The sequence below is a fragment of the Paraburkholderia sp. GAS42 genome (genome assembly GCF_050436565.1).
Taxonomy (GTDB): domain Bacteria; phylum Pseudomonadota; class Gammaproteobacteria; order Burkholderiales; family Burkholderiaceae; genus Paraburkholderia.
Window position 1 is genome coordinate 205,334 of sequence record NZ_JBNDML010000012.1, and the last position, 26,585, is coordinate 231,918.

The 26,585-nt window shown below is 62.7% G+C and carries 21 protein-coding genes; 2 read left to right on the forward strand and 19 right to left on the reverse strand.

Features of this window, described 5'->3' with window-relative positions:
- Positions 1–5: 5 nt before the first annotated feature.
- From P3T16_RS19390 to coq7, 17 genes are all read right to left on the reverse strand, one after another.
- Positions 6–509 carry a peroxiredoxin gene (locus P3T16_RS19390; RefSeq protein WP_429343474.1) on the reverse strand — a complete coding sequence of 168 codons (504 nt, stop codon included), beginning with the start codon at positions 507–509 and terminating at the stop codon, positions 6–8.
- Between the two features lie 223 nt (positions 510–732).
- The gene (gene ftsZ / locus P3T16_RS19395) at positions 733–1,932 is read right to left on the reverse strand and encodes a cell division protein FtsZ (RefSeq protein ID WP_429255539.1); all 1,200 of its coding nucleotides are present in this window, start codon (positions 1,930–1,932) and stop codon (positions 733–735) included.
- Positions 1,933–2,104: 172 nt separating this feature from the next.
- The gene (gene ftsA, locus P3T16_RS19400; protein ID WP_429255540.1) at positions 2,105–3,337 is read right to left on the reverse strand and encodes a cell division protein FtsA; all 1,233 of its coding nucleotides are present in this window, start codon (positions 3,335–3,337) and stop codon (positions 2,105–2,107) included.
- Between the two features lie 27 nt (positions 3,338–3,364).
- Positions 3,365–4,117 carry a cell division protein FtsQ/DivIB gene (locus P3T16_RS19405; protein WP_429343475.1) on the reverse strand — a complete coding sequence of 251 codons (753 nt, stop codon included), beginning with the start codon at positions 4,115–4,117 and terminating at the stop codon, positions 3,365–3,367.
- 9 nt (positions 4,118–4,126) lie between these two features.
- Complete coding sequence (locus tag P3T16_RS19410) at positions 4,127–5,071, reverse strand: D-alanine--D-alanine ligase (protein WP_429343476.1); 945 nt, start codon at positions 5,069–5,071, stop codon at positions 4,127–4,129.
- 1 nt (position 5,072) lies between these two features.
- Positions 5,073–6,464 (reverse strand): UDP-N-acetylmuramate--L-alanine ligase, encoded by a 1,392-nt coding sequence (murC, locus tag P3T16_RS19415; RefSeq protein ID WP_429255543.1) that lies wholly within the window; start codon positions 6,462–6,464, stop codon positions 5,073–5,075.
- Positions 6,461–7,582, reverse strand: a complete 1,122-nt coding sequence (gene murG / locus P3T16_RS19420) for an undecaprenyldiphospho-muramoylpentapeptide beta-N-acetylglucosaminyltransferase (RefSeq protein ID WP_429343477.1) — start codon at positions 7,580–7,582, stop codon at positions 6,461–6,463. Before murG ends, murC begins: the two co-directional genes overlap by 4 nt.
- Positions 7,579–8,847, reverse strand: a complete 1,269-nt coding sequence (gene ftsW / locus P3T16_RS19425) for a putative lipid II flippase FtsW (RefSeq protein WP_429255545.1) — start codon at positions 8,845–8,847, stop codon at positions 7,579–7,581. The genes murG and ftsW overlap by 4 nt, the downstream gene beginning before the upstream one ends.
- Positions 8,844–10,382: a UDP-N-acetylmuramoyl-L-alanine--D-glutamate ligase gene (gene murD / locus P3T16_RS19430; protein ID WP_429343478.1), complete on the reverse strand. Its 1,539-nt coding sequence runs from the start codon at positions 10,380–10,382 to the stop codon at positions 8,844–8,846. Before murD ends, ftsW begins: the two co-directional genes overlap by 4 nt.
- Positions 10,383–10,431: 49 nt before the next feature.
- Positions 10,432–11,601 carry a phospho-N-acetylmuramoyl-pentapeptide-transferase gene (gene mraY / locus P3T16_RS19435; protein WP_429255547.1) on the reverse strand — a complete coding sequence of 390 codons (1,170 nt, stop codon included), beginning with the start codon at positions 11,599–11,601 and terminating at the stop codon, positions 10,432–10,434.
- 17 nt (positions 11,602–11,618) lie between these two features.
- On the reverse strand, positions 11,619–13,031 hold the full coding sequence (locus P3T16_RS19440) for a UDP-N-acetylmuramoyl-tripeptide--D-alanyl-D-alanine ligase (protein WP_429255548.1): 1,413 nt from the start codon (positions 13,029–13,031) through the stop codon (positions 11,619–11,621).
- Positions 13,028–14,572: a UDP-N-acetylmuramoyl-L-alanyl-D-glutamate--2,6-diaminopimelate ligase gene (locus tag P3T16_RS19445; RefSeq protein ID WP_429343479.1), complete on the reverse strand. Its 1,545-nt coding sequence runs from the start codon at positions 14,570–14,572 to the stop codon at positions 13,028–13,030. Before P3T16_RS19445 ends, P3T16_RS19440 begins: the two co-directional genes overlap by 4 nt.
- Positions 14,569–16,452 carry a peptidoglycan D,D-transpeptidase FtsI family protein gene (locus P3T16_RS19450; protein ID WP_429255550.1) on the reverse strand — a complete coding sequence of 628 codons (1,884 nt, stop codon included), beginning with the start codon at positions 16,450–16,452 and terminating at the stop codon, positions 14,569–14,571. The genes P3T16_RS19445 and P3T16_RS19450 overlap by 4 nt, the downstream gene beginning before the upstream one ends.
- The gene (gene ftsL / locus P3T16_RS19455) at positions 16,449–16,802 is read right to left on the reverse strand and encodes a cell division protein FtsL (protein ID WP_429255551.1); all 354 of its coding nucleotides are present in this window, start codon (positions 16,800–16,802) and stop codon (positions 16,449–16,451) included. Before ftsL ends, P3T16_RS19450 begins: the two co-directional genes overlap by 4 nt.
- Positions 16,799–17,752: a 16S rRNA (cytosine(1402)-N(4))-methyltransferase RsmH gene (gene rsmH, locus P3T16_RS19460; RefSeq protein ID WP_429343480.1), complete on the reverse strand. Its 954-nt coding sequence runs from the start codon at positions 17,750–17,752 to the stop codon at positions 16,799–16,801. The genes ftsL and rsmH overlap by 4 nt, the downstream gene beginning before the upstream one ends.
- Positions 17,753–17,767: 15 nt before the next feature.
- The gene (gene mraZ, locus P3T16_RS19465) at positions 17,768–18,196 is read right to left on the reverse strand and encodes a division/cell wall cluster transcriptional repressor MraZ (protein WP_429343481.1); all 429 of its coding nucleotides are present in this window, start codon (positions 18,194–18,196) and stop codon (positions 17,768–17,770) included.
- A 390-nt stretch (positions 18,197–18,586) separates the two neighbouring features.
- Positions 18,587–19,225 carry a 2-polyprenyl-3-methyl-6-methoxy-1,4-benzoquinone monooxygenase gene (gene coq7 / locus P3T16_RS19470; protein ID WP_429255554.1) on the reverse strand — a complete coding sequence of 213 codons (639 nt, stop codon included), beginning with the start codon at positions 19,223–19,225 and terminating at the stop codon, positions 18,587–18,589.
- A gap of 294 nt (positions 19,226–19,519) precedes the next feature.
- On the opposite strand from coq7, the gene P3T16_RS19475 reads away from it, so the two are divergent.
- Complete coding sequence (locus P3T16_RS19475) at positions 19,520–20,719, forward strand: porin (RefSeq protein WP_429255555.1); 1,200 nt, start codon at positions 19,520–19,522, stop codon at positions 20,717–20,719.
- 277 nt (positions 20,720–20,996) lie between these two features.
- Here the strand turns inward: P3T16_RS19475 and P3T16_RS19480 are convergent, their stop codons facing one another.
- Both P3T16_RS19480 and P3T16_RS19485 read right to left on the reverse strand, forming a co-directional pair.
- Positions 20,997–22,670 (reverse strand): long-chain fatty acid--CoA ligase, encoded by a 1,674-nt coding sequence (locus P3T16_RS19480; protein ID WP_429343482.1) that lies wholly within the window; start codon positions 22,668–22,670, stop codon positions 20,997–20,999.
- Positions 22,671–22,828: 158 nt separating this feature from the next.
- A complete protein-coding gene (locus P3T16_RS19485) occupies positions 22,829–24,907 on the reverse strand; it encodes a molybdopterin-containing oxidoreductase family protein (protein ID WP_429343483.1) in 2,079 nt (692 codons plus the stop codon).
- 168 nt (positions 24,908–25,075) lie between these two features.
- Here P3T16_RS19485 and P3T16_RS19490 point away from each other — a divergent pair, with 168 nt between their 5' ends.
- Entirely contained in the window at positions 25,076–26,266 is a 1,191-nt protein-coding gene (locus P3T16_RS19490; protein WP_429343484.1) for a M20 aminoacylase family protein, read from the forward strand.
- The last annotated feature ends 319 nt before the right edge of the window (positions 26,267–26,585 follow it).

Sequence of the window (26,585 nt, forward strand, 5' to 3'; positions counted from 1 at the left end):
CGCAGCTAGCTCAACGTGGCGAGAATACTCGCAGCATCGCTGACTTCGAATTTGCCGGGTGCTTCGACGTTCAGCGTCTTGACCACGCCGTTGTCGACCACCATCGCGTAGCGCTGGGAACGGATTCCCATGCCGCGCGCCGACAGATCCTGCTCCAGACCAAGCGCCCGCGTGAAAGCCGCACTACCGTCCGCCATCATGCGCACCTTGCCCGAGGTGTGCTGATCACGTGCCCACGCGCCCATGACGAACGCGTCGTTGACGGACACGCACCAGATCTCGTCGATACCGGCCGCGCGCAACGCGGCGGCCTGTTCGACATAGCCCGGCACATGTTTCGCCGAACAGGTCGGCGTGAATGCGCCCGGCAATCCGAAGATCACCACGCGCTTTCCCGCAGTCTGTTCGCGCACGTCGAAGCTGTTGGGCCCGATCGTGCAGCCTTCGCGCCCGTCTTCGATCAATTCGTAGACGACTGCTTCCGGCAGCTTTTCACCCACCTGAATCATGCTCAGTCCTTTACATCGATGCAGCGTACACCCGCACGTTTTCGTGTCGCAGTGAACCCATCTTTCGCCGACAGCTGCCCGATCCGCTTCGCGAATACGAAGAGGGCATCTGTCCCCGCCGCGCATCCGACGAAACGCGGCCTTGCTGGCAGTTCACTCGCCACGCCCGTGCATCCGACTGCTGGCACGCATCAACCGTGCCGCAGCGAAGGCCTGCCCGCGGTTAGTCCGCCTGCTTGCGCAGGAACGCCGGGATATCGTACGTGTCGACGCCCTTTTCCTGCAGCGCCTGCACATGCGAAGCCGCCGTATCACGCGACGTACGCCATACAGCGGGCGTATCCAGCGAACCGTAGTCCGCTGCGCTCGTGTGATGCTGCTGCGGCGCGTATGCGTGCTGATGGCCGCCGATCGGCTGGTTGTCGGTGCCGGTGCGCAGAAGCGTCATCGGTGCCGACTGCTGCTTCTTCGCCGCACGGCCCAGACCCGTTGCCACGACCGTCACGCGCAGCGCGTCGCCCATTGCATCATCGTAGACCGCGCCAAAAATCACGGTCGCGTCTTCGGCAGCATAACTCTTGATCGTGTTCATCACTTCGCGCGTTTCCGACAGACGCAGCGAACGGCTCGACGTGATGTTCACGAGCACGCCACGCGCACCCGACAGGTCCACCCCTTCCAGCAGCGGGCTGGCAACAGCCTGCTCAGCCGCGAGACGCGCGCGATCGACGCCGGCAACCGTCGCCGTGCCCATCATCGCCTTGCCCTGCTCGCCCATCACCGTTTTCACGTCTTCAAAGTCGACGTTCACCAGACCGTCAACATTGATTATTTCCGCGATACCGGCGACTGCGTTGTTCAGAACGTCATCTGCGCACTGGAAGCATTTATCCATCTCGGCGTCATCGCCCATCACCTCGAACAGCTTGTCGTTCAGGACGACGATCAGCGAGTCGACGTGATCCTCCAGTTGCTGCGAACCAGCTTCTGCCACACGCATCCGCTTGCCGCCTTCGAATTCGAACGGCTTGCTGACGACGCCAACAGTCAAAATGCCCATCTCTTTGGCGATCTGCGCCACGACCGGTGCTGCGCCCGTGCCGGTGCCGCCGCCCATGCCTGCGGTGATGAACACCATGTGCGCGCCGCGCAGTGCGTCGGCGATGCGCTCACGGGCTTCTTCTGCTGCCGAACGGCCCATTTCCGGCTTGGCGCCAGCGCCGAGACCGGTGTTGCCGAGCTGGATCACAGCTGTGGCACGCGAACGCGACAGGGCCTGCGCATCCGTGTTCATCACGATGAAGTCGACGCCTTGCACGCCGCGGTTGATCATGTGCTGAACGGCATTGCCGCCAGCGCCACCTACCCCAACCACCTTGATGATGGTGCCGTTGGTTTCGGTTTCCAGCATCTGGAATTCCATGTTGCCTCCGTCAAGAAAAAATGTACTGCCGCTAAGCAGCTACTCGACCGTTATCCGGCAGGAGATCGGGCAACCTCCTGTCGCGCGCCAGCCGCCGGCACCGGCGCGTATTTCTGAAACCTGCTTCTGAAACCTGCTACTCAAACTGTGCTGCTGGAACTGCTGTAAAGCCTCAAAAATTGCCGAGAAACCAGTCTTTCATGCGTCCCAGGACCTGGCCCATCGAACCTGACTGCACCGCGACCTTGCGACCGCGCATCCGTTGCGCCCGGCCTTCGACGAGCAGCCCCATCGCCGTCGAATAGCGCGGATTGCGCACCACGTCCGCGAGACCGCCCGCGTATTCCGGCGCACCGATGCGCACCGGCTTCAGGAAAATGTCTTCGCCGAGTTCGACCATGCCCGGCATCATCGCCGCGCCGCCCGTCAGCACCACGCCGGAACTCAGCAACTCTTCGTAACCCGACTCGCGCACGACCTGCTGCACGAGCGAAAACAGTTCCTCGACGCGCGGCTCGACCACGGCCGCCAGCGCCTGGCGCGACAGCGTGCGCGGACCGCGCTCGCCCAGCCCCGGCACTTCGATCATCTCGTCCGGATCGGCCAGTGCCTGCTTCGCGATGCCGTAGCCGACCTTGATGTCTTCCGCATCCGGCGTCGGCGTGCGCAGCGCCATCGCGATATCGCTCGTGATCTGGTCGCCGGCGATCGGAATCACCGCGGTATGACGGATCGCGCCTTCGCTGAAAATCGCGATATCCGTCGTGCCGCCGCCGATATCGACGAGCACCACACCCAGCTCTTTTTCGTCTTCCGTCAGCACCGCCAGCGACGAAGCAAGCGGCTGCAGGATCAGATCGTTCACTTCGAGGCCGCAGCGGCGCACGCACTTCACGATGTTCTGCGCCGCGCTCACTGCGCCCGTCACGATGTGCACCTTCACTTCGAGCCGGATGCCGCTCATACCGATCGGCTCTCGCACATCTTCCTGGCCGTCGATGATGAATTCCTGCGTCAGGATGTGCAGCACCTGCTGATCGGTCGGAATGTTGATCGCCTTCGCCGTCTCGATCACGCGCGCGACGTCCGTCTGCGTGACTTCCTTTTCCTTGATCGCCACCATGCCGCTCGAATTGAAGCTGCGGATATGGCTGCCGGCGATTCCGGTGAATACGTTTGTGATCTTGCAATCGGCCATCAGTTCAGCTTCTTCGAGCGCGCGCTGAATCGATTGCACCGTGGCCTCGATGTTCACCACGACGCCCTTCTTGAGCCCCTTCGATTCGCTCTGGCCGAGGCCGATCACCTCGTAGTGACCTTCGCCCTTCAGCTCGGCGACGATGGCCACGACCTTCGCTGTCCCGATGTCGAGGGAGACCAGCAGATCTTTATAGTCTTTACTCATAGCGTGCTCATTGCGTGTGATGTCCGTTTACTTCTTGCCCTTGTCGGGTTCGCTGATAAAGCGCATGCCTGCCGCGCGAATCGCGAAACCGTTCGGATAGCGCAAGTCCGCATACTCAATATCTGTCCCCCAACGTTGAGTCACCGCGCCCCACGCCGCGGTCAACCGGCGCGAACGATCGAGGAGCGTGTCCTGATTGCGTTCGCGGCCCAGCTCCACCTGCATGCCGTTCGACAGCTTCACCGTCCATGCGTAACGCGGCGACAGCGTCACTTCTTCCGGCGTCGCTCCGAGCGGCGCAAACCACTTCGTGAAGTCGCGATAGCGCGCGACGACTTCCTTCGCCGTGCCTTCCGGTCCATCGAAGGCGGGCAGCTCCTGCTCCAGTTCGCCCTGGTTCGCGGTAAACAGGTCGCCGTCGACGCTGACCAGCTGATCGCTGCCCCACGTTCCGAGCGGTTTGTACTCCTCCAGCGTGACAGCCAGTGCATTCGGCCACACGCGGCGCACGCTCGCGTGACGCACCCACGGCATCTGCTCGAACGCCTGACGCGCCAGATCCAGGTCGACGGTGAAGTAATTGCCCTTCAACCGCCCGACCACACCGGCACGCACCGTCGGCGAATTGATGTGCTCGGTGTCGCCGTCGATACGGATCTCGCGCAGCGCGAAGCTCGGGCGCTGGATCATCCAGTAACCGCCTGCCGCCAGCAGCACGAGCACCAGCAACGCATGCAACGCGTTGGAGGCGAAATTGAGCTGGCGAACGTTGTTCCACATGTCTAACCGTCAGTCCTTCAGTGTCAGCGACAGCACTTTCACCACCAGTTCCTGGTAGCTGATGCCGACCGCGCGCGCCGCCTTCGGCGGCAGCGAGTGATCGGTCATGCCAGGCGCCGTGTTCACTTCGAGGAAATACGGGTTGCCGCTCGCGTCGAGCATGAAATCGGCGCGGCCCCAGTCGGTGCAGCCGAGCACGTCGAACGCGCGGCGCGCGAGCACTTTCAGACGCGCTTCTTCGTCGGGCGTCAGACCGCACGGAATCAGATACTGCGTGTCGTCGGCGACGTACTTCGCGTGATAGTCGTAAAACTCGCCCGCCGGAATGATGCGGATCACCGGCAGATCGAGATCGCCTGCGATACACGCGGTGTATTCGCCGCCGCCTTCGATGCTCTTCTCCACCACGACGATCCTGTCGAACTTCGCGGCTTCGGCGAGCGCGGCGGGCAATGCGCCGGCGCGCTTCACCTTGATGACCGCGACGCTCGAACCTTCGCTCGCCGGCTTCACGAAGAGCGGCAAGCCGAGCTTCGCGACGATGTCATTGGCGCGCGCTGCGTAGTCGTCGCCGCGCAGCACGGCTTCGAACGGCGGCGTCGGCACGCCGAGCTGCTGCCACACGAGCTTCGTGCGGAACTTGTCGAGACCGAGCGCCGAGCCGAGCACGCCGCTGCCCGTGTAACGAATGCCATAGAAATCGAGCGCGCCCTGAATCTGGCCGTTCTCACCATAGCCGCCGTGCAGCGCATTGAACGCGCGCACAAAACCTTCGTCCTTCAACGCGGCGAGCGGACGCTCGGCCGGATCGAACGGATGCGCGTCCACGCCGGCATCGCGCAGACCTTGCAGCACGAGGCGGCCGGATTTCAGCGACACCTCGCGCTCAGCGGAATTTCCGCCGAGGAGCACGGCCACCTTGCCGAAGGTTTTCGGATCGATATTGCTGCTCATCTCAAGCCTTCTGTTCCTGGGCGATCCGACCCGGCACACCGCCGATCGAACCCGCGCCCATCGTGATCACTACGTCGCCGCTGCGCACCAATGCTGCGAGCGCATCCGGCACTTCATCCACCGTCTCGACAAATACCGGCTCGACCTTGCCCGTCACGCGCAGCGCACGCGCGAGCGCCCGGCCGTCGGCGGCGATGATCGGCGCTTCACCGGCCGCGTAGACTTCGGTCAACACCAAGGCGTCGACCGTCGAGAGCACCTTCACAAAATCTTCGAAGCAGTCGCGCGTGCGCGTGAAGCGGTGCGGCTGAAACGCCAGCACCAGCCTGCGATCGGGGAATGCACCGCGCGCCGCCGCGACCGTCGCGGCCATTTCAACCGGGTGATGCCCATAGTCGTCGACGAGCGTGTACGTGCCGCCATCCGATGCCGGCACTTCGCCGTAACGCTGGAAGCGTCGGCCGACGCCATTGAAATCCGCGAGTGCTCGCTGGATATCGGCATCTTTTACTTCAAGTTCAGTCGCAATTGCGATTGCGGCCAGTGCGTTCTGTACGTTGTGCGTGCCTGGCAGGTTCAAAACGATGTCGATCGGCGCTGCGTCTTCACGCATCGCGGTGAAATGCATGCGGCCATCTTTCGCTACGGCGTTGACCGCGCGCACCTGCGCGTCGGGTGCAAAACCGTAACGGATGATCGGCTTCGAGACGAACGGCAGGATCTCCTTCACGTTCGGATCGTCGACGCACAGCACCGCGATGCCATAGAACGGCAGACGATGCGTGAACTCGATGAACGCCTGCTTGAGCCGCGCGAAGTCGTGGCCGTAGGTGTCCATGTGATCGGCGTCGATGTTCGTGATGACTTCGATCACCGGAAACAGATTCAGGAACGACGCATCCGATTCGTCCGCTTCAGCGACGATGAAATCGCCTGTGCCGAGCCGCGCATTCGCGCCCGCGCTGATCAGGCGTCCGCCGATCACGAACGTCGGATCGAGACCGCCCGCAGCCAGCACGCTCGCGACGAGCGACGTGGTCGTCGTCTTGCCGTGCGTGCCGGCAATCGCAATGCCCTGCTTCAGGCGCATCAGTTCCGCGAGCATCACGGCGCGCGGCACGATCGGAATGCGCCGGTGACGTGCGGCGAGCACTTCCGGGTTGTCGCTGCGCACAGCCGTCGACACGACGACTGCGTTCGCGCCTTCGATGTTCGCTTCGTCGTGGCCGATTGCAATGCGGGCGCCGAGGGCAGCAAGACGGTCGGTGACCGCGTTACGCGACAGGTCGGAGCCGCTCACCTGGTAGCCGAGATTGACGAGCACCTCGGCGATGCCGCTCATCCCGGCGCCGCCGATACCGACAAAGTGAATATGTTTAACGATGTGTTTCATTGTTGCCTTCCTTCCGGGCTCAAGCTCGGGATTACACCCGCCACGGCTGCGCAGATCTGCGCGACCTGCTCGGTGGCATCGGGTTTCGCGAGCGAGCGCGAACGCTCCGCCATGTCCGCGAGGCTTTCCCGCGTCTGGCTGCGCAACCAGTCGGCGAGGTTGTCCGCCGACAGGTCGCGTTGCTGCACGAGCAGCGCCGCGCCGTGGTCGGCGAGAAACGCTGCATTGGTTGTCTGGTGATCATCTACTGCGTGCGGGAACGGCACGAAAAACGCCGCTACGCCCACAGCTGCAATTTCGGCGACCGTCATCGCGCCTGAACGGCAGATCACGAGATCGGCTTTCGCATAGGCGGAAGCCATATCGTCGATAAACGGCGCGAGTTGCAGGTCTTCTCCGGTCTGCAAACCGGCTTCCGCGTAGTTCGCTTTCAATGCGTCGATATGCTTCGCGCCCGCCTGATGCACGATGCGCGGACGTTGCTCCGGCGCGAGCAGCGCAAGCGCGCGCGGCACGACTTCGTTCAGCGCCGCCGCCCCAAGACTGCCGCCAACGACCAGCAGATTCAGCGGGCCACTACGTTGTGCGTAGCGTGCTTTGGGTGCCAATGTGAGCGCAAGTTCCTCGCGAATCGGATTACCTGTCCATTCGGCATGCGGCAACGCATCCGGAAACGCGACCAGCACGCGTTTTGCGACTTTCGCGAGCACCTTGTTCGTCAGGCCCGCGATCGAATTCTGTTCATGCAGAACGAGCGGACGGCCGCTCAACGCAGTCATCAAACCGGCGGGGAACGTGATGTATCCGCCCATGCCGAGCACGACGTCCGGCTTCACACGACGCAGCACGCTCAAACTTTGCACACACGCGCGCAGCAGGTTCAGCGGCAGCATCAGTTTCGTCTTGAGCCCCTTGCCGCGCAGACCGCCGAAGCGCACGAATTCCATCGGAATGCCGTGCTTCGGGACGAGCGTCGCTTCCATGCCCGCTGGATTGCCGAGCCAGACGACGCGCCAGCCCCACGCCTGCATCCGGTGCGCGACCGCGAGCCCCGGGAACACGTGTCCCCCGGTGCCGCCGGCCATCACCATCAGCGTGCGCTGTTGCGTCGTGGTCATACCTTTCCCCCACGCATCAGCACACGATTCTCGTAATCGACACGCATCAGCACCGCCAGCGCGACGCAGTTCAGCAAAATGCCCGAGCCGCCGTAGCTCACGAGCGGCAGGGTCAAACCTTTGGTCGGCAAAAGACCGAGGTTCACGCCCATGTTGATGAAGGTCTGCGCGCCAAACCAGATGCCGACGCCTTTCGCGACCAGCCCCGCAAACGTGCGGTCGAGCGCGAGCGCCTGACGGCCGATCTCGAATGAGCGACGCACGATCCAGTAGAACATCAGGATCACGACGAGCACGCCGACGAAACCGAGTTCTTCACCGATCACCGCGAGGATGAAGTCGGTATGCGCTTCCGGCAGATAGTTGAGCTTCTCGACACTGCCACCGAGGCCGACGCCGAACCACTCGCCGCGTCCGAACGCGATCAGCGAGTGCGTCAGCTGATACGCCTTGCCCTGCGCATAGCGGTCGTCCCACGGATCGAGGTACGCGAAAATCCGTTCACGACGCCACGGCGACGCCCACACCAGCAGACTGAACGTGCCCACTGCAGTGGCGACCAGCCCGCCGAACAGCTTGCCGTTCACACCGCCGAGGAACAGCACGCCCATCGCGATCGCCGCGATCACCATGAACGCACCCATGTCCGGCTCGAGCAGCAGCAGCGCGCCGACCAGACCGACGGCAACCGCCATCGGCAGGAAGCCCTTCGCGAAGCTGTGCATGTATTCCTGTTTGCGCACCGTGTAGTTCGCCGCGTAGATCGTCACGGCGAGCTTCATGATTTCCGACGGCTGCATGTTCGTGATGCCAAGCGGAATCCAGCGGCGCGCGCCGTTCACGCCCTTGCCGATATGCGGAATCAGCACGACCACGAGCGTGAGCAGTGCGATCAGGAAGAACTTCGGCGCGTATTTGTCCCACACGGAGATCGGAATCCGGAACGTAATGACCGCCGCGACCACCGCTACACCGAGCGACACCAGATGGCGCACGAGGAACGCGTAGTCGCGATACGCCGCGTACTTCGGCGAATCGGGCATCGCGATCGACGCCGAATACACCATCACCACGCCGAGGCCGAGCAGCGCGATCACCACCCACAACAGCGAGTGATCGTAGTCGAGCATGCGCGAGCGCAGCGGCCGCACGCCGTTGACGGCGCTGGCGAGGCCGCTGACCGTCGAGCGCGCGGACACGCTCTCGCCACCCGCGGAGCCGCGCTGTTTTTCGAGGCGTGAGCCGAAACGTTCGGACCAGCTCATATCATCGTCCCCCGTTCAGCAGCGATTTCTTCGACCGTGCTGCGGAACACCGCGGCACGATGCGCATAACCCTTGAACATGTCGAAGCTTGCGCAGGCCGGCGAAAGCAGTACCGCATCGCCCGGTTGCGCAAGCGCGCTCGCGGCGCGCGTGGCGTCTTCCAGTGTGGCGTGATCGGTGAGTGCGATGCCGGTTTCCCCGAGCGCCGCGCGGATCAGCGGCGCGTCGCGGCCAATCAGCATCACGCCGCGACACCAGCGCATCACGGGCGCGGCGAGCGGCTCGAAATCCTGGCCCTTGCCGTCGCCGCCGGCGATCAGCACCGCGCGTTGCGCGAGACCGTCGAGCGCGGCGACCGTCGCGCCGACGTTCGTGCCCTTGCTGTCGTCGACGTAATCGACGCCTTCAATCGATGCGATCAGTTCCACGCGATGCGGCTCGCCACGGTACTCGCGCAGGCCATGCAACAGCGGCGCGCCAGGCAGGCCGATCGCGCGGGCGAGTGCAAACGCCGCAAGTGCATTCGCTGCGTTGTGCAGACCGCGGATGCGCAGCGCGTCGGCGGGCATCAGCCGCTTCAGGGCGATGTTCGGCGGCGTCGTGGTTTCGTGCTTGCGACGGCGTGTCGGTTGCGGTTCGTCGCTGGCGTCGCGGTCGTGCGCTTCGACGAGCCAGTTCATCGCGTTGTCGCGTAGCAAACCGTAGTCGCCGGCGCGCGTTGGTTCGTCCAGGCCGAACGTGACCACCGGCACGGCGTCCCCCAGGGGGACTTCCTTCGGGGCGCCCCCTGCGGGCGCAAGCGCCATGACACGTGCGTCGTCGCGATTCAGCACGCGGACGGTTTCCGGTCCGAAGATGCGGCCCTTCGCAGCGGCGTACGCGTCCAGTCCGCCGTGCCAGTCGAGGTGATCCTGCGTGATGTTCAGCACGACCGCCGCATCGGGAGCAAACGTATGCGCGGTTTCCAGCTGGAAGCTCGACAGTTCAAGCACCCAGACGTCCGGCAGCGCCGTGCTGTCGATTGCTTCGGTGAGTTTGTCGAGCGCGGCCGGGCTGATATTGCCCGCCACCGCAACCTTCTTGCCGGCGCGTTCGCACAGCAGGCCGGTGAGACTTGTCGTCGTGGTCTTGCCGTTCGTGCCGGTGATCGCGATCACCTTCGGCGCGTAGCCGTTTTCGCCGAGCGTCTTCAGCGCCTGCGCGAAGAATTCGAGTTCGCCCCACACGGGGATGTCTTTTTCGCGCGCTTCGGCGATCAGCGGCAGCAGATCAGCAGCCAGCGGCGACAGGCCCGGACTGATCGCCACCAGTTCCACGCCTTCAAGGAGCACAGGCGAAAACGGGCCGCCGACAAAGTCGGCATCGACGCCGTGCGCTTCGAGCCCGGACAGGTTCGGCGGCACTTCGCGCGTATCGGCAACGCGCAGCCGGCACCCGTGGCGCGCGCACCAGCGCGCCATCGCGAGACCCGATTCACCGAGTCCCAGCACGAGCACCATCGGCTTTTGCCGATCCCGAAACTTCTCGCCAAACATCGCTTGCTTCCCTTTATTTCACTGCAATGGCCGAACAGCGTCGATCAGATCAACGCAGCTTCAGCGTGGACAAACCGAACAGGCACAGCATCAGCGTGATGATCCAGAAACGCACGACAACCTGCGTCTCCTTCCAGCCTGACAATTCGAAGTGGTGATGCAGCGGCGCCATCTTGAAGAGGCGTCGCCCTTCGCCAAAACGGCGCTTGGTGTATTTGAACCAGGTCACCTGCAACATCACCGACAGCGTTTCGGCGACGAAGATGCCGCCCATGATGAAGAGCACGATTTCCTGGCGCACGATCACGGCAACCGTGCCGAGCGCGCCGCCGAGCGCGAGTGCGCCGACGTCGCCCATGAACATCTGCGCGGGGTGCGTGTTGTACCAGAGAAATGCGAGCCCGGCGCCGCCCATCGCAGAGCAGAAGATCAGCAGTTCGCCCGCACCGGGAATATGCGGGAACAGCAGGTATTTCGAGTAGACGGAGCTGCCCATCACGTAAGCGAACACGCCAAGCGACGCACCGACCAGCACGACCGGCATGATCACGAGACCGTCGAGGCCATCGGTGAGATTCACGGCATTGCTCGCGCCGACGATCACGAGATACGTCAGCACGATGAAACCCCACACGCCAAGCGGATAGCTGATCGACTTGACGAACGGCAGCAACAGGTCGGCGCGCGCGGGCAGGCCCATTGACAGACCGCTCCTCACCCACGCCATGAACAGGTCGAACACCCGCACGTTGCTCGCTTCCGACACGCTGAACGCGAGATACACAGCCGCGAACAGACCAATCACCGACTGCCAGAAATACTTTTCACGCGACGACATGCCGCGCGGATCCTTATAGACGACCTTGCGGTAATCGTCGACCCAGCCAATCACGCCGAAGCCGAACGTGACGAGGATCACGATCCAGATAAAGCGGTTGGTCAGGTCGGCCCACAGCAACGTCGCGACTGCGATGCCGAGCAGGATCAGCACGCCGCCCATCGTCGGCGTACCGGATTTGACGAGGTGAGTCTGCGGGCCGTCCATGCGGACAGCCTGGCCGACCTTCATCGCCGTCAGCTTGCGGATCACGGCCGGGCCACAGACGAGCCCGATCACCAGCGCGGTGATAGTCGCCGCGACGGCACGAAAAGTCAGATAACTGAACACGCGCAAAAAGCTTGCGTCATTCTGCAGCCATTGCGCCAGCGCCAGAAGCATGCCTCGGTCCTTCTATTTCAGTGTGCGCCGGGCGTCGTGCCCGGTGCGGAGGGTTGTGGACTCGTCACGGCGTCCACCACGCGTTCCATTTTCATGAAGCGCGAGCCTTTTACGAGAATCGTTGTTGCCGGCCCGAAGCCAGCCTGTTGCAGATGCGCGACCAGCGCGGCGGCGTCATCGAAATGACGCGCCTGTGCGCCGTACGCGCTGCATGCGTCACGCGTGGCGTCGCCGGTGGTGAGCAGCGTTTCGATACCGCGTTCCTTTGCATACGCGCCAACTTCGCGATGAAACGCCGGGCCGCTATCACCGACTTCACCCATGTCGCCCATCACCAGCACGCGCGGCGACGGCCGCGATGCGAGCACATCGATCGCGGCGCGCATCGAATCGGGATTGGCGTTGTAGGTGTCGTCGATCACCGTTGCGCCGGCGAACGAACCGGACGCAGCGCGCTTCACCTGCAGGCGGCCCTTCACGGCGCCGAATGCTTCGAGACCGCGCTTGATCGCATCGAGCGATACGTTCGACGCAAGCGCCGCGGCCGTCGACGCGAGCGCATTGCGCGCGTTGTGATCGCCAAGCACCTGCAACGCGACTTCGATGTGGCCCTTCGGCGTATCGACGCTCAGACGGTTGCCGTCGAACGTGCCGGTTACCGCCGCTTCGGTGGTGCGCTCCGCTGTATTGAGCGCGAAGTCGATGATCTGACTGCCCGTGGCCGCAACGCGCCAGATGCTCGCGTACGTGTCGTCGGCGGGGAACACGGCCACACCTTCCGGCTTCAGCGCATGGATCACGCTCGCATGTTCGAGCGCGACGGCTTCGACAGTCGCCATGAATTCTTGATGCTCGCGCTGCGCGTTGTTGACCACCGCGACGGTCGGCTCGGCGATCTTCGCGAGCAGGTCGGTCTCACCCGGATGATTCATCCCGAGTTCGACGACTGCAAGCTGATGCGCTTCAGTGAGACGGAACAACGTGAGCGGCAGACCGATTTCATTGTTGAAATTGCCAGCCGTAGCGAGCCGTGCCTGTTCGCCGACAGCTGCAGCGAAAATCGACGCGATCATTTCCTTGACCGTTGTCTTGCCGTTGCTGCCGGTGACGGCGACGAGCGGCATCGAAAACCTGCGACGCCAGCCGCGCGCGAGCGCACCGAGCGCGACCCGCGTATCCGCGACGCGCAACGCCGGCACGCGCCAGTCGCCCGGACTGCGGGTAACGAGTGCGGCGCTCACGTGACGCTCAGCGACTTCGGACAGAAAGTCGTGTGCGTCGAAACGGTCGCCTTTAAGCGCGACAAACAGATCGCCGGGGCCAGCGGTGCGGCTGTCGGTCGACACGCGATCGAACGTGACCGATTCGTCGCCGAGAACGGTCGCGCCCGGAATCAGCGCCGCGGCTTCGCGTAGCGAATACATCGTCATTCGCCACCTCCGCGAGCCTGCGTCGCACGCGCGGCGAGCGCGAGGCGTGCGTGGTCCTGATCGGAGAAAGCGCGTTTCCTGCCCATGATTTCCTGTGTGGCTTCGTGCCCTTTGCCGGCCAGCACGATCACGTCCTCACGCGCGGCGTGGCGGATCGCATGCAGGATCGCGCTCGCGCGGTCGTCGATGCGGCGTGCTTTCGACGCGTCCTTCATGCCGGCGACAATCTGGTCGATAATCGACGCCGGATCTTCGCTGCGCGGGTTATCGCTCGTCACAACGACCGCGTCTGCGAACTTTTCGGCGATTGCGCCCATCAACGGACGCTTCGTCGCATCGCGATCGCCGCCGCAGCCGAACATGCAGACGAGTTCGCCACCGCGCGCGACCGCGATCGGGCGCAGTGCGTCGAGCGTCTTTTCGAGCGCGTCGGGTGTGTGCGCGTAGTCGATCACGACGAGTGGCTCGTCATTCTGCAAGCGACCGCCGAGGCGCTGCATGCGGCCGTTCACCGGCTCCAGCTTTTCCAGTTCCTTCAGCGCGGCGTCGAACCGCACGTCGGCGGCGAGCAGCGCGCCCAGCACGCCGAGCAGATTGCTTACGTTGAACGCGCCGAGCGTCGCGACTTCGATGTCGGCATCGCCCCATTCGGAAGTCGTCAGATGAAAGGCCGTGCCGGTTGCGGTCGCGCGGACGTTCGAGGCGACGAGCGACGCATCGGCTAGCGCGTTTTCATGCGTTTTTTCGATGCCATACCCGATCGTGCGGATTTTGCCTTTCGCGTTGGCCAGCAGACGGCGACCGGCTTCATCGTCGCGATTGATCACCGCGCAGCGCAGGCCGGGCCAGTCGAACAGACGCACCTTCGCAGCTTCGTACGCGGCAAACGTGCCGTGATAATCGAGGTGATCCTGCGTGAGATTCGTGAACACGGCGATGTCGAACGACGTGCCGTTCACGCGCCCCTGATGCAGCGCGTGCGACGACACTTCCATCGCGACCGCCTGCGCGCCCGCGTCGCGCAACTGCGCGAGACTGCGCTGGAGTTGCGGCGCATCCGGCGTGGTGAAACCGGTGTGGACAAGTTGACCCGGCATGCCGCTGCCGAGCGTGCCGATGATCGCGCAGCGCGTGCCAACCGCCGTCAGCGCCGACGAGATCCACTGGCTGCACGACGTCTTGCCATTCGTGCCCGTCACGCCGACGACGAGCATCGCGTCGCTCGGATCGTTGTACCAGGCGCTGGCAATGGAGCCGGCGAGTTCGTTCAGCGCGGGGACGGCGAGCGTCGTCGCAGGATCGATCGCGGCGGTGAAGTTTTCGGGCTGGACCAGCACGGCCGTCGCGCCGCGTTCGATCGCGTTGTCGATGAACGGGCGGTTGTCCGCGCCGTCGACGGCGTACGCGAGAAACACGTCGCCGGCCGCGATCGAGCGCGTATCGGCGTGCAGATGCGCCGCTGGCTGCACGCGGGCGTGCAGCCAGGTGAGCGCGTCGGCGATCTGCCGGTGCGCCGGATGCGCAGAACGCAGCGCGCTCATCGAACGACTCCGGGACGGGTCTTCGCGTTATCCGCGATGGTGAGTTTCTTCGCGCCGCCAGCGCCCGTGGCCAGTTTTTTCGCGGCAGCCGCCGCGGCGGGCGGCGCAGCCGGTGTGGCAGGCGGCGCCGTATCGTCGGACACGACCATCTGCTTGACCGGCATATCCGGCGGCACGTTCAGCGTGCGCAGCGTATCGCCGACAATCGATGAGAACACGGGGCCCGACACCTGACCGCCAAAGTGGCTGCCCGCGGTCGGTTCATCGACCGAAACGGCGACGACGATGCGCGGATTCGGCATCGGCGCCATGCCGACGAACGACGCGCGGTACTTCGATTTGTCGTAGCCGTGGCCGCCGTGCTTGTACGCCGTGCCGCTCTTGCCGCCGACGCGATAGCCCGGCACCGCCGCATCCGGCGACGTGCCGCCCGGCGCCGTCACGGTTTCGAGCATCGCGCGGACTTCACGCGCGGTAGTCGGCGAGAAGACCTGCGTGCCGGGCGCCGGCTGGTCGCCGGGCGTGCGGAAAATCGTCACCGGCACGATCTGGCCATCGTGCGCAATCGCGGTGTACGCGCGCGCCAGCTGGAACAGCGACGCCGACAGGCCATAGCCGTACGACATCGTCGCCTGCTCGATGCGCCGCCAGCTGTGCCACGGGCGCAGACGTCCCACCGCCGCGCCGGGGAACCCGACCTTCGGCGCCTGGCCGAGACCGATGCTGGTATACATATTCCACATCTCTTCCGGCTTGAGCGTCATGGCGATTTTGGTTGCGCCAATGTTGCTCGACTTCTGGATCACGCCGCCGACCGTCAGCACGCCAAACGCGCTGTCGTCGGTGATCTGCGCGCCGTCCAGCATGAAACGGCCCGGACCCGTATCTACCAGTGTAGTCGGCGTGACGCGATGCAGATCGAGCGCCAGCGATACGGTGAACGGCTTCATGATCGAGCCCGGCTCGAACACGTCCGTCAGCATGCGATTGCGCAGCTGTTCGCCGGTCAGGTGCGAGCGGTCATTCGGGTTGTACGTCGGATAGTTGACGAGCGCCAGCACTTCGCCCGTGCGTACATCGATCACCATCGCAGTGCCGGCCTTTGCCTTGAACTTCTCGACGGCCGCTTTCAGGTTCGTGTACGCGATGTACTGGATCTTGCTGTCGATCGACAGATCGACGTCGGCGCCGTTGTGCGGCACAACCTGCTCGTCGACGTCCTCGATCACGCGGCCCATCCGGTCCTTGATCACGCGGCGGCTGCCCGAAATGCCGGCGAGCAGCTTCTGGTCGCCGAGTTCGACGCCTTCCTGGCCTTCGTCTTCGACGTTCGTGAAACCGATCAGGTGAGCGGTGATCTCGCCTTCCGGATAGAAGCGCTTGTATTCACCGCGCTGATAGATACCGGGAATGTCGAGGTCGGCGACTTTCTGCGCGACGTCGACCGGCACCTGACGCTTCACGTAGACGAACGTTTTGTCTTCCGAGAGCTTCGCGCGCAGTTCCTTCTGCGTCATGTCGAGCAGTTTGCTGAGCGCGGCGAGCTTGTCGGCGCCGAGATTGTCGGGCACGGATTCCGGAATCGCCCAGATTGCGCGCACGGGCAGGCTGGTCGCGAGCACGAGGCCGTTGCGATCGAGAATCTTGCCGCGCGTGGCCGGCAGTTCAAGCGTGCGCTGATAGCGGCTTTCACCCTGCTTCTGATAGAACGCGTTACCCGGACCCTGAATCCAGAATGCGCGAGCGGTCAGCGCGACGAACGCCATGAAGAGCAGGAACACGACGAGCTTCGAGCGCCACATCGGCAGGCGCACCGAGAGGATCGGGTTCGACGAGAACGCGACGCTCTTGCCGCCGTTCCGGCTGGTCGATTTTTTCATCGCACACCTCGCAGGCGGGCTGCGGAAGCGGTCGATGCCAAAGCATCAGACGCCGGCATCGGCGCGTCCTCGGCTTTCACTGCGCCCGGGTCGAGCGTCAGATATTGCGTGCGGCCGGTTGTCGCCGACTGCATCTTCAGGGACGTAGTAGCGATCTGCTCGATGCGCGACGTCTTGGACATCGCGCTCTGCTGGTATTGAAGCTGCGAGTAGTCCTGCTGCAGCTGTCGCTCCTGCGACTGCGCCCGCTGCAGCTGGATGAAGATCTGGCGTTGCTGATTGGTCGCGTTGACAACGGAAAGCGCGCAGCCCATCACGACGATCAGAAGGAAGATATTGAGGCGATTCATGGCGCGATACGCTCCGCAACGCGCATCACAGCCGAACGGGCACGCGGGTTCGCGACGACTTCGGCGTCACTGGCGAACACACGGCCGATGATCCTGAGCGGCGGGCTGGGCAGATCGACGGCACGAATCGGCAGGCGGCGGTCGACCGCAGGCGCGCTCGCGTGCGCCTGCATGAATCGTTTGACGATCCGGTCCTCGAGCGAATGAAAGCTGATGACCACCAGCCGCCCCCCTTGCTCCAGCAACGACAGCGCTGCGTCTAAAACGACTTGCAGCTCCGCAAGCTCTTGATTGACGTGAATCCGTATAGCCTGAAAGGTGCGGGTTGCCGGATCCTTGCCCTTCTCACGGGTTTTGACGACGTTAGCCACGATTTGGGCAAGCTCGCCCGTGCTGACGAGAGGCCCAAGACGGTCGGACTCTGCCCGGCGAGCAACAAGCGCCTTTGCAATCTGAAAAGCAAACCGTTCTTCCCCATAATCTCGTATCACCTCCGTCAGTTCCTGCACCGTGGCCCGCGCGAGCCAGTCAGCAGCAGACTCGCCGCGCGTCGGGTCCATCCGCATATCGAGCGGGCCTTCGGCGCGGAAACTGAAACCCCGCTCCGGATCGTCGATTTGCGGCGACGACACACCCAGATCCAGCAACACGCCCGATACCCGCCCTACCCCGCGCTCCGCGATCGCGTCACGCAGTGAAGCAAAACTCTCATGCACGATTTCGAAGCGCGGATCGGCGATCTGCTGTGCTGTGGCGATCGCAAGCGGGTCTTTGTCGAACGCGATCAGGCGCCCGCTTTCCCCCAGCCTGCTCAACACCAGACGGCTATGACCGCCGCGCCCGAACGTGCCGTCCACATAGACGCCGTCCGTGCGCGTGACGAGCGCATCGACCGCTTCTTCCAGCAGCACCGTGCGATGCTGCAGTTCGTTTCCCATCGCAGGTGCCATATATGTAAACCGCGATCAGAACGTGAAATTCTTCAACGCATCGGGCATGCCCTGCGCCATCGCCGCCTGTTCCCTGGCGGCGTAGGTTTGCGCATCCCATAACTCGAAGTGGCTGCCCATACCGAGAAGCATCACTTCTTTTTCCAGCATCGCTGCCATCCGCAACTCAGGTGAAACCAGCACGCGGCCCGCGCCATCGAGATCGACGTCCGACGCGTTGCCGAGGAAAATCCGGCGCCACCAGTGGGCGTCCATCGGCAGCGCGGCGATCTTCGCGCGGAAGACCTCCCATTCCGGGCGAGGAAAGAGCAACAGGCAGCCGTCCGGGTGCTTGGTGATCGTCACCCGGCCTTCTGCCTGTCCTTGCAGCGCATCCCGATAGCGGGACGGAACCGACATCCGTCCTTTCGCATCAAGTGTGAGCGCCGACGCCCCTTGGAACACTTCTGCTCTCCCACGCAAGATGATTGCTGCCGGACGTTGAACGACGCCCGCGCGATCTCGAAAATTTACCTGAAATGACCCGGTAAATCACACAAATGTACACTTTCTCACACTGTCTCCCACTTTAGAGGAACGCTAAACACGGGTCAAGGGAGAAACACGCTTTTTCGAGGAATTTTGTTTGCTAGAACAAGGACTTAGCGCGACTCCTTCACGTCGCATGTAAAACGGAAAATCGTTATAAATGAATGAGCTACTGCGACTTGTGAAGGTGATACGTGAAAAGTGCGGGGGAAAGGCGCAGCGCGTAAGCGAACAGAGAGGGAGAAACGCGGCAGATAATCCATGCTGATGCAGGACGGCGCCTTGCGCGCCGTCCCACCGGTACAACTATACGTAATACGCCGTCCGTGTCATGACCTTTGACGCAGCACGCATCAGCGCACGTACTGGAAACGGCAGATCGATACCACCGGCGTCCTTCGCTGCCTTGCCATGCGCCGCTTCATCAATGCGCATCTGCTCGACGATCGCGCGCGATTCACGATCGGCTTCCGGCAGCTTTTCCAGATGGCCGTCGAGATGATGCTCGACCTGCTTTTCGGTTTCGGCCATGAAGCCAAGGCTCACGCGATCGCCAAAACGGCCCGCTACGAGACCGAGTGCGAGCGCGCCTGCATACCAGAGGGGATTGAGCAGACTCGGACGCGAGTCGAGCGCCTCGAGACGACGCGACGTCCACGCGAGGTGATCTTCCTCTTCGCGGGCGGCGTGCTCGAACGCTTCCTTTAACGCGGGCGATCGGGTGGCCAGCTTCTGCGCCTGGTACAAGGCCTGGGCGCACACCTCACCAACGTGATTGACGCGCATCAGACCCGCGGCGTGCGCACGTTCCGCTGGCGACATTTCGACCGCTTGCGACGCGTCGGTTGCAACCGGTGGAAGTGGAACAGGGCGCGACATCCGTGACACCCCTGTCATCGAACGCAAACCCCGATCCAGCTCGGTAATCAGTTCATCAAGCGTCATCCAGGCCTCCCTCGATTTTCGGCGCTGCCCGATGTGCGTCAGGCTCCGTAAGGCTTTGTCTTTGCACGACAAAACATGCTTTTGCAGAATCCCCGCGAGCGGGAATAACCCATGATTTTAGCCCATGTTGCGTAAACGAAACAGGAGGTTACCGGGTGGTCGGCTTTTCCTTTGTGCGGGTAGGTCGTTTTGTTACATTACGTGCAACTTCTCGCGAAGTTACATTCAAGGCAGCAACGCATGACAAATATTCGCCTTGTAGAAAAGATTCGTAATTCCTTGGAGATCATTTCGATGAAAAAGTCGCTTCTCGCTCTGGCAGCATTGGGCACGTTTGCGGGCGTCGCTCATGCACAGAGCAGCGTGACCCTGTACGGCATTATTGACGAAGGCTTCAACTGGACGCAAAACTCGGGCGGCAGCCATCTGTACAACCTGACGAGCGGCGTTCTGCAAGGTAGCCGTTTCGGTCTGCGTGGTACGGAAGATCTGGGTGGCGGTCTGAAGGCTATCTTCGTTCTGGAAAACGGCTTCAACCTGAGCAACGGTGCACTGGGCCAGGCAAACAAGGGTTCGTCGCAAGGTCTGATGTTCGGCCGTCAGGCATATGTTGGCCTGTCGAGCCAGTTCGGTACCGTGACGCTCGGTCGCCAGTATGACTCAGTGGTCGACTACGTCGGTCCGCTCGAAGCAGGTGACCAGTGGGGCGGCTACATCGTTGCTCACCCGGGCGACCTGGACAACTTCAACAACGCATACCGCGTGAACAATGCAATCAAGTTCACGAGCGCGAACTACGCCGGCTTCACGTTCGGCGGCGTGTATAGCCTCGGCGGCATCGCTGGCGCCTACTCGCGCAACCAGCTCTTCTCGGTTGGCGCAGGCTACAACAACGGTCCGCTGGTGTTGGGCGTGGCTTACCTGAATGCACGTAATCCGAACAATGGCTTCTTCGGCGACAACGGCCAGAGCACGCCAGCAACGACGACGAACTTCATCTCGTCGCCGGTCTACTCGGGCTACGCTTCGGCTAACACGTATCAGGTCATCGGCGCGGGCGGTGCTTACACGTTCGGCGCAGCAACGATCGGTGCAACGTACTCGAACGTGCAGTTCCTGGGTCTGGGCAACGCGTCGTCGGGCCCGAACCCGGGTGGCTTCAAGAATTCCGCCAAGTTCAACAACGGCGAAATCAACTTCAAGTATCAGTTGACGCCGGCTCTGCTGGTTGGCGCGGCATTCGATTATACGGACGCCAGCAGCGTCGACCGCAACAACGGTACGAACACCGGTGGCGCGAAGTACTTCCAGTACGCGCTGGGCTCGGACTACTTCCTGTCGAAGCGTACCGACGTCTACATCGTCGGCGTGTATCAGAAGGCTTCGGGTACGGACTCGAACGGTGGTGCAGCAGTCGCCGCGATCAACAACCTGACCCCGTCGAAGAGCAATACCCAGGTAACGGCCCGCGTCGGTATCCGTCACAAGTTCTAATAAGTCGTAAACAAAGCTGTTTGCCTCAAAGGCGCCTTCGGGCGCCTTTTTTTACGCCCGCTGTTTTTGCTGTGTGCTGAAGTGCCGACTTCTGCAACGCCCCGCCCGCGGGCATCCGCTGATCTCACCGCAACAAAAAACGGCTCAACGGGCGTGAGCCTGTTAAGCCGTCAAGTTCTGCTTTGGCGCGTCGTTTTGGAGCAATCGTGGAGCGACCTATCGAGACGAGCCATCGCACACACTGACACGCCGCGACCGACACCTTTACCTCTCCGTTTCAAGCCCGCCCATCGCGCAGTTCACGTCGCAGAATCTTGCCGACATTGCTTTTTGGCAACTCCGTGCGGAATTCGATGATCTTCGGGCGCTTATATCCAGTCAGCTGTGTCTTGCAGAACGAGAACAGGTCTTCGTCAGTGAGCGCCGGATCTTTCTTCACGATGAACAGCTTGACCGCCTCGCCCGAACGCTCGTCCGGCATGCCAACCGCGGCGACCTCGAACACGCCCGGATGCCTGGCGACGACATCTTCGATCTCGTTCGGGTACACATTGAAGCCCGACACCAGAATCATGTCCTTCTTGCGGTCGACAATCTTCACGAAGCCCTTCTCGCTCATGACGCCGACGTCGCCGGATTTGAAGAAACCATCATCGGTCATCACCTTGGCCGTTTCGTCGGGCCGGTTCCAGTAGCCGGCCATCACCTGCGGCCCACGAATGCAGATTTCGCCGGGCTGGCCGAGCGGCACTTCGTTGCCTTCGTCGTCGCGGATGGACACTTCCGTCGACGGCAACGGCAAGCCGATCGTGCCGCTGTATTCGGTCACGGTCACGGGATTGCACGTGACACACGGGGAAGTTTCCGAGAGGCCATAACCTTCGACGATCGGCGTGTTCGTCTTCTCGTACCAGCGTTTCGCGACCGCCTCCTGAACAGCCATGCCGCCGCCGTTAGCGGTGATCAGTTTCGAGAAATCGAGGTGCGAGAAATCCGGATGATTCAGCAACGCGTTATACAGCGTGTTCACGGCCGGGATCGTCGTGATCGCGTAACCGCGCAGCGCCTTGATCATGCCGCCGATGTCGCGCGGATTTGGAATCAGCACGCCGAGGCCGCCGGTACGGATCGTCAGCAGCCCGCAGACCGTCAGCGCGAACACGTGATACAGCGGCAGCGCAACGACCGTGACGAACTGCTCGATTTCACCCCGGCCGTGACGCACCGGGTCCATCCACTCGTGCGATTGCAGGACATTTGCGACCAGATTCCGGTGCGTCAGCGTCGCGCCTTTCGCGACGCCGGTCGTGCCACCGGTGTACTGCAAAAAAGCGATATCGTTCGGGCCTTGCTGCACAGCCTGGAACGTCTGCCGGCCGCCTTCAGCGATTGCATCGTTGAAACGGACATGCCCAGGTAGACTCCACGGCGGCACCATCTTCTTCACACGACGCACGACGAAGTTGACGATCATGCCCTTTGCGCCCATCAGATCGCCCATCGCAGCCACAATCACATGCTTCACCGACGTATTGCCGACGACCGCCTGCAAGGTGTTCGCAAAGTTTTCGAGAATGATGATGGCTTCGGCGCCGCTGTCCTTGAGCTGATGCTCGAGTTCGCGTGGCGTGTACAACGGGTTCACGTTCACGACGACATAGCCCGCACGCAGGATCGCCGCGATGGCGACCGGATATTGCAGCACGTTCGGCATCATGATCGCGATGCGTGCGCCGCGCGCAATGCCCTTCGACTGAAACCACGCGCCGAGTTTGCGCGACAGTGCGTCGAGTTCGCCGTAGCTGATGGCCTTGCCCATGCAGACGAAGGCAGGTTTTGCCCGATGCTCGCGGAAGCTCTCTTCGAGCAGGTCGGCAACGGATGCGTACTGCGTCGGATCGATCTCAGCTGGAACGCCGGGCGGATATGATTTCAGCCAGATTTTGTCCATGCGGCGTCTCCTCCTTATATTTTCGAATGGTCGTGCTAAAACACGCATCGTAGCATGCGTGTCCCGGCGTTCTTCTCGAAAGAAACCCGGGTTAGACGTGACCCTCGAACCGCAGATCGACGTGCCGGTGACGCTTTCGGCGCTTCAGGGCGCCGTGCTCAGACGCGCTCGACTTCGACCAGACAGTCATAGAAGGTGGCCGAGCCACCGAGATCCGTCAGCGCCTGGCTCGTGACCTGATTGGCGTTGTGCCCGTCCGGAGCGAGCTTTTTCCACCAGATCGACAGGCCGACGACGAGACCCTCCCGTGCCCGCTCCGTCACGCGGGCGCGAGCCTGCATCGAGCCGCGGTCGTTGAAGATGCGCACCAGATCGCCATCGTTGACGCCGCGACCAAGTGCATCGGACGGGTGAATGTCGAGATGCGGCTCACCTTCGGTTGCACGAAGGCTTTCCACGTTCACAAACGTGCTGTTCAGGAAATTGCGCGACGGCGGCGAGATCATCGCCAGCGGAAAGCGCGCCGCGAGTTCGGGCGCGCCGTCGGCCGATTCGTACGGCGGCAAATAATCGGGCAACGGATCGAGCCCCTGCTGCGCGAGCCGCGCACTAAAGAACTCGCACTTGCCAGACGGGGTACGAAACGCACCATCGGCGAGCGGAGCATCCGGCAGATTCAGCTTCGCCCAGCCGGCCTTCTTGAGCGATTCCCAGTCGAAACCTTTGAGCGCAGCGTCGTTCCAGCGGAACGCCCCAGCCGCGACCGCTTCGTCGCTTTCGTAAAGCGCCGGTTCGTCGAGCGCCATTGCGCGTGCAATGCCGCGAAAGATGTCCGTGTTCGGACGCGCATCGCCGACGGGCGCGATTGCAGGCAGGTTGACCATCACGTGCGTGTGCCCGTATGACTTGTGGACGTCGAGGTGCTCGAGCTGGGTCGTGGCCGGCAGAAGCAGGTCGGCGTAATCGGCCGTATCGGTCTGAAAATGCTCGAGCACGATCGTGAACAGATCCTCGCGCGCGAAACCCGCAGCAACCTGCTCAGAATCCGGCGCGACCGCGACCGGATTCGAGTTATAGACGACGATCGCCTCGACTTTCGGGCCGAACACAGCGTCGCCCGGATGCGTGAGCGCGTCGCCGATCGCATTCATATTGATCACACGCGGCTGCTTTGCAGGCCAGCCGGGCATCAGATCCGGCCGCTCGAGCGCGTGCGAATCGACGGGCGTCCAGCCCGACGACGACAGCAGCAATCCACCCGCGCGATCACGCCACGCGCCGGTCAGCGACGGCAGACAGGCGATCGCGCGCACCGCGTTGCCGCCGCCGCGCACCCGCTGCATACCGTAGTTGAGACGGATCGCCGTCTTTTTTGTGCGCCCGTAAAGACGCGCCAACTCGACAACGACCTGCTCATCGATACCGCAGATCTGTGCGGCGCGCGCCGGCGGATACGTCATGGCGCGTTCCGCCAACTCATCGAAACCGAGTGTATGAGCGTCGATATAATCGCGGTCCAGCAGGTTTTCGCTGATCAGCACGTGGATCATGCCGAGAGCCAAAGCCGCGTCGGTGCCGGGCTTCAGCGCAATGTGCTGATGACACTTTTCCGCGGTGAGCGACCGGTAAGGGTCGATCGCGACGAGGCGAGCGCCGCGGCGCTTCGCTTCCTGCGCGCGAGTCCAGAAATGAAGATTCGACGCGATCGGATTCGAGCCCCAGATCAGAATCAGCTCGCTCTCTTCGAAGAATTCCGTGAGCATGCCGACGCTCGCGCCGTACGTATATTTGAGTCCCGCTGCACCGGCCGCCGCGCAGATCGTACGGTCGAGTTGCGACGCACCCAGTTTGTAGAAAAATCGCTGCGCAATGCTGTCGCCCTGCACAAGTCCCATCGTGCCAGCGTAGCTGTACGGAACGATCGCCTCGGGTGCCCGTTGCGCGATTTCCGACAGGCGCGTAGCCGCCAGCTGGAAGGCTTCGTCCCAGCTGATCGGCTCGAACCGCCCTTCCCCCTTCTTTCCGGCGCGTTTCATCGGCGTCGTCAGCCGCTTCGGATGATGCACGCGTTCCGCGTAACGACTCACCTTTGTACACAGCACGCCCTGCGTCGGCGGATGGTCAGGATCGCCCGTCACCTTGACCGCCCTGCCATTCTCGACGGTCACGCGCATCGCGCAGGTATCCGGGCAGTCGTGCGGGCAAACTGCACGGGCAAATGCGGCGGGAGCGTTCATGGAGGATCCGTGGAAGAGAGGTGCAATGCGGGCAACACGTAATTTTATTACGTCCGGCGCGCGCCGGCCGTGCCGTTCCGCCAAAAAGGCTGTTCGGCGTAGAATGATCTGTCCCGGGCTCGAGCGAAGAGCCTCGAGCGACACGCAGCCAATGACGCACAAACGACCATGAAACTCATCCCGGAAATCCAGGCCGCTAGCGGCGAAATTCGAACGCTTCGACGAACGATCCACGCCCACCCTGAGTTGCGCTACGAGGAAACCCAGACGGCCGATCTCGTGGCGAAGAGTCTCACCGATTGGGGCATCGAAGTGCATCGGGGGTTGGGCAAAACGGGTGTGGTCGGCGTGTTAAAGCGTGGTAATGGCTCGCGATCGATCGGTCTGCGTGCCGATATGGATGCACTTCCAGTGCATGAACTCAATACGTTTGAGCACCGGTCGCGCAACGACGGGAAGATGCATGCGTGTGGTCACGATGGCCACACCGCCATGTTGCTGGGCGCGGCCCGGCACCTGGCGAAGCACGGTGAGTTCGACGGAACGATCGCGTTCATTTTTCAGCCCGCCGAGGAAGGCGGCGCCGGCGCGCAGGCAATGATCGACGACGGGTTGTTCACCCGGTTTCCCGTCGATGCCGTGTTCGGTATCCATAACTGGCCGGGGATGCCGGCTGGACACTTCGGCGTGACCGAAGGCCCGATCATGGCGTCGAGCAATGAATTTCGCATTGAAATCAAGGGCGTAGGGTCACACGCGGCGCTCCCGCACAATGGGCGCGATCCGGTATTCACTGCCGTCCAGATTGCCAATGGGCTGCAGGGCATCATCACGCGGAACAAAAAGCCGCTCGACACGGCAGTGCTATCGATCACGCAGATCCATGCTGGCGATGCGGTCAATGTGGTACCCGACGTCGCCTGGATTGGCGGTACGGTTCGCACTTTTACGGCCGGGACACTCGACCTGATCGAGACGCGACTGCGCAAAATAGCAGAGAGTACGGCAGAGGCTTACGACTGCACGGTCGACATCACGTTCCACCGAAACTACCCCCCAACGATCAACAGCGCCGAGGAAACGCGATTCGCAGCCGATGTGATGAGAGAGGTCGTTGGCACGGAAAACGTGGACGACTCTGTCGAACCCACTATGGGTGCCGAAGACTTTTCGTTCATGTTACTGACGAAGCCAGGATGCTACGCATTTTTGGGCAATGGCGACGGAGGCCATCGCGAAGCGGGCCACGGGGCTGGTCCGTGCATGCTGCACAACGCGAGCTACGATTTTAACGACGACCTGCTGCCGGTAGGCGCGACGTACTGGGTGCGACTGGCGCTGCGATATCTGTCTCGGTGAGGTACGCGCGGCCGCATGCGGGTGCACTCGGCCGCTGCGTCTTTAACATGCCCCGGACCGTGTGACGCGAATGATATGTCGACGCCTGTTGCTGGCCGCGGATCCGGGAGGCAGATGCCGTTTCTAACTACGGCACGAATCGGACTGAAAGTGTAGGCGGTTGGTGTGGGTGCACGCCCGCGGATCCAGGGCGTGAGACTGACAACGGACCAGTAGTTTCGAGGGCGGTAAACGCAGAAACCCCACCTTTGTGGGGTGGGGTTTCTGTTGCTGCTGGGGAGCCTGACGATTACCTACTTTCACACGGGCAATCCGCACT

Coding starts and splice junctions, on each gene's coding strand:
- P3T16_RS19390 (WP_429343474.1), bottom strand. CDS start 509: ATGATTCAGGTGGGTGAAAAGCTGCCGGAAGCAGTCGTCTACGAATTG.
- ftsZ (WP_429255539.1), bottom strand. CDS start 1,932: ATGGAATTCCAGATGCTGGAAACCGAAACCAACGGCACCATCATCAAG.
- ftsA (WP_429255540.1), bottom strand. CDS start 3,337: ATGAGTAAAGACTATAAAGATCTGCTGGTCTCCCTCGACATCGGGACA.
- P3T16_RS19405 (WP_429343475.1), bottom strand. CDS start 4,117: ATGTGGAACAACGTTCGCCAGCTCAATTTCGCCTCCAACGCGTTGCAT.
- P3T16_RS19410 (WP_429343476.1), bottom strand. CDS start 5,071: ATGAGCAGCAATATCGATCCGAAAACCTTCGGCAAGGTGGCCGTGCTC.
- murC (WP_429255543.1), bottom strand. CDS start 6,464: ATGAAACACATCGTTAAACATATTCACTTTGTCGGTATCGGCGGCGCC.
- murG (WP_429343477.1), bottom strand. CDS start 7,582: ATGACCACGACGCAACAGCGCACGCTGATGGTGATGGCCGGCGGCACC.
- ftsW (WP_429255545.1), bottom strand. CDS start 8,847: ATGAGCTGGTCCGAACGTTTCGGCTCACGCCTCGAAAAACAGCGCGGC.
- murD (WP_429343478.1), bottom strand. CDS start 10,382: ATGTTTGGCGAGAAGTTTCGGGATCGGCAAAAGCCGATGGTGCTCGTG.
- mraY (WP_429255547.1), bottom strand. CDS start 11,601: ATGCTTCTGGCGCTGGCGCAATGGCTGCAGAATGACGCAAGCTTTTTG.
- P3T16_RS19440 (WP_429255548.1), bottom strand. CDS start 13,031: ATGACGATGTATTCGCTACGCGAAGCCGCGGCGCTGATTCCGGGCGCG.
- P3T16_RS19445 (WP_429343479.1), bottom strand. CDS start 14,572: ATGAGCGCGCTGCGTTCTGCGCATCCGGCGCACCGGCAGATCGCCGAC.
- P3T16_RS19450 (WP_429255550.1), bottom strand. CDS start 16,452: ATGAAAAAATCGACCAGCCGGAACGGCGGCAAGAGCGTCGCGTTCTCG.
- ftsL (WP_429255551.1), bottom strand. CDS start 16,802: ATGAATCGCCTCAATATCTTCCTTCTGATCGTCGTGATGGGCTGCGCG.
- rsmH (WP_429343480.1), bottom strand. CDS start 17,752: ATGGCACCTGCGATGGGAAACGAACTGCAGCATCGCACGGTGCTGCTG.
- coq7 (WP_429255554.1), bottom strand. CDS start 19,225: ATGACGCTTGATGAACTGATTACCGAGCTGGATCGGGGTTTGCGTTCG.
- P3T16_RS19475 (WP_429255555.1), top strand. CDS start 19,520: ATGAAAAAGTCGCTTCTCGCTCTGGCAGCATTGGGCACGTTTGCGGGC.
- P3T16_RS19480 (WP_429343482.1), bottom strand. CDS start 22,670: ATGGACAAAATCTGGCTGAAATCATATCCGCCCGGCGTTCCAGCTGAG.
- P3T16_RS19485 (WP_429343483.1), bottom strand. CDS start 24,907: ATGAACGCTCCCGCCGCATTTGCCCGTGCAGTTTGCCCGCACGACTGC.
- P3T16_RS19490 (WP_429343484.1), top strand. CDS start 25,076: ATGAAACTCATCCCGGAAATCCAGGCCGCTAGCGGCGAAATTCGAACG.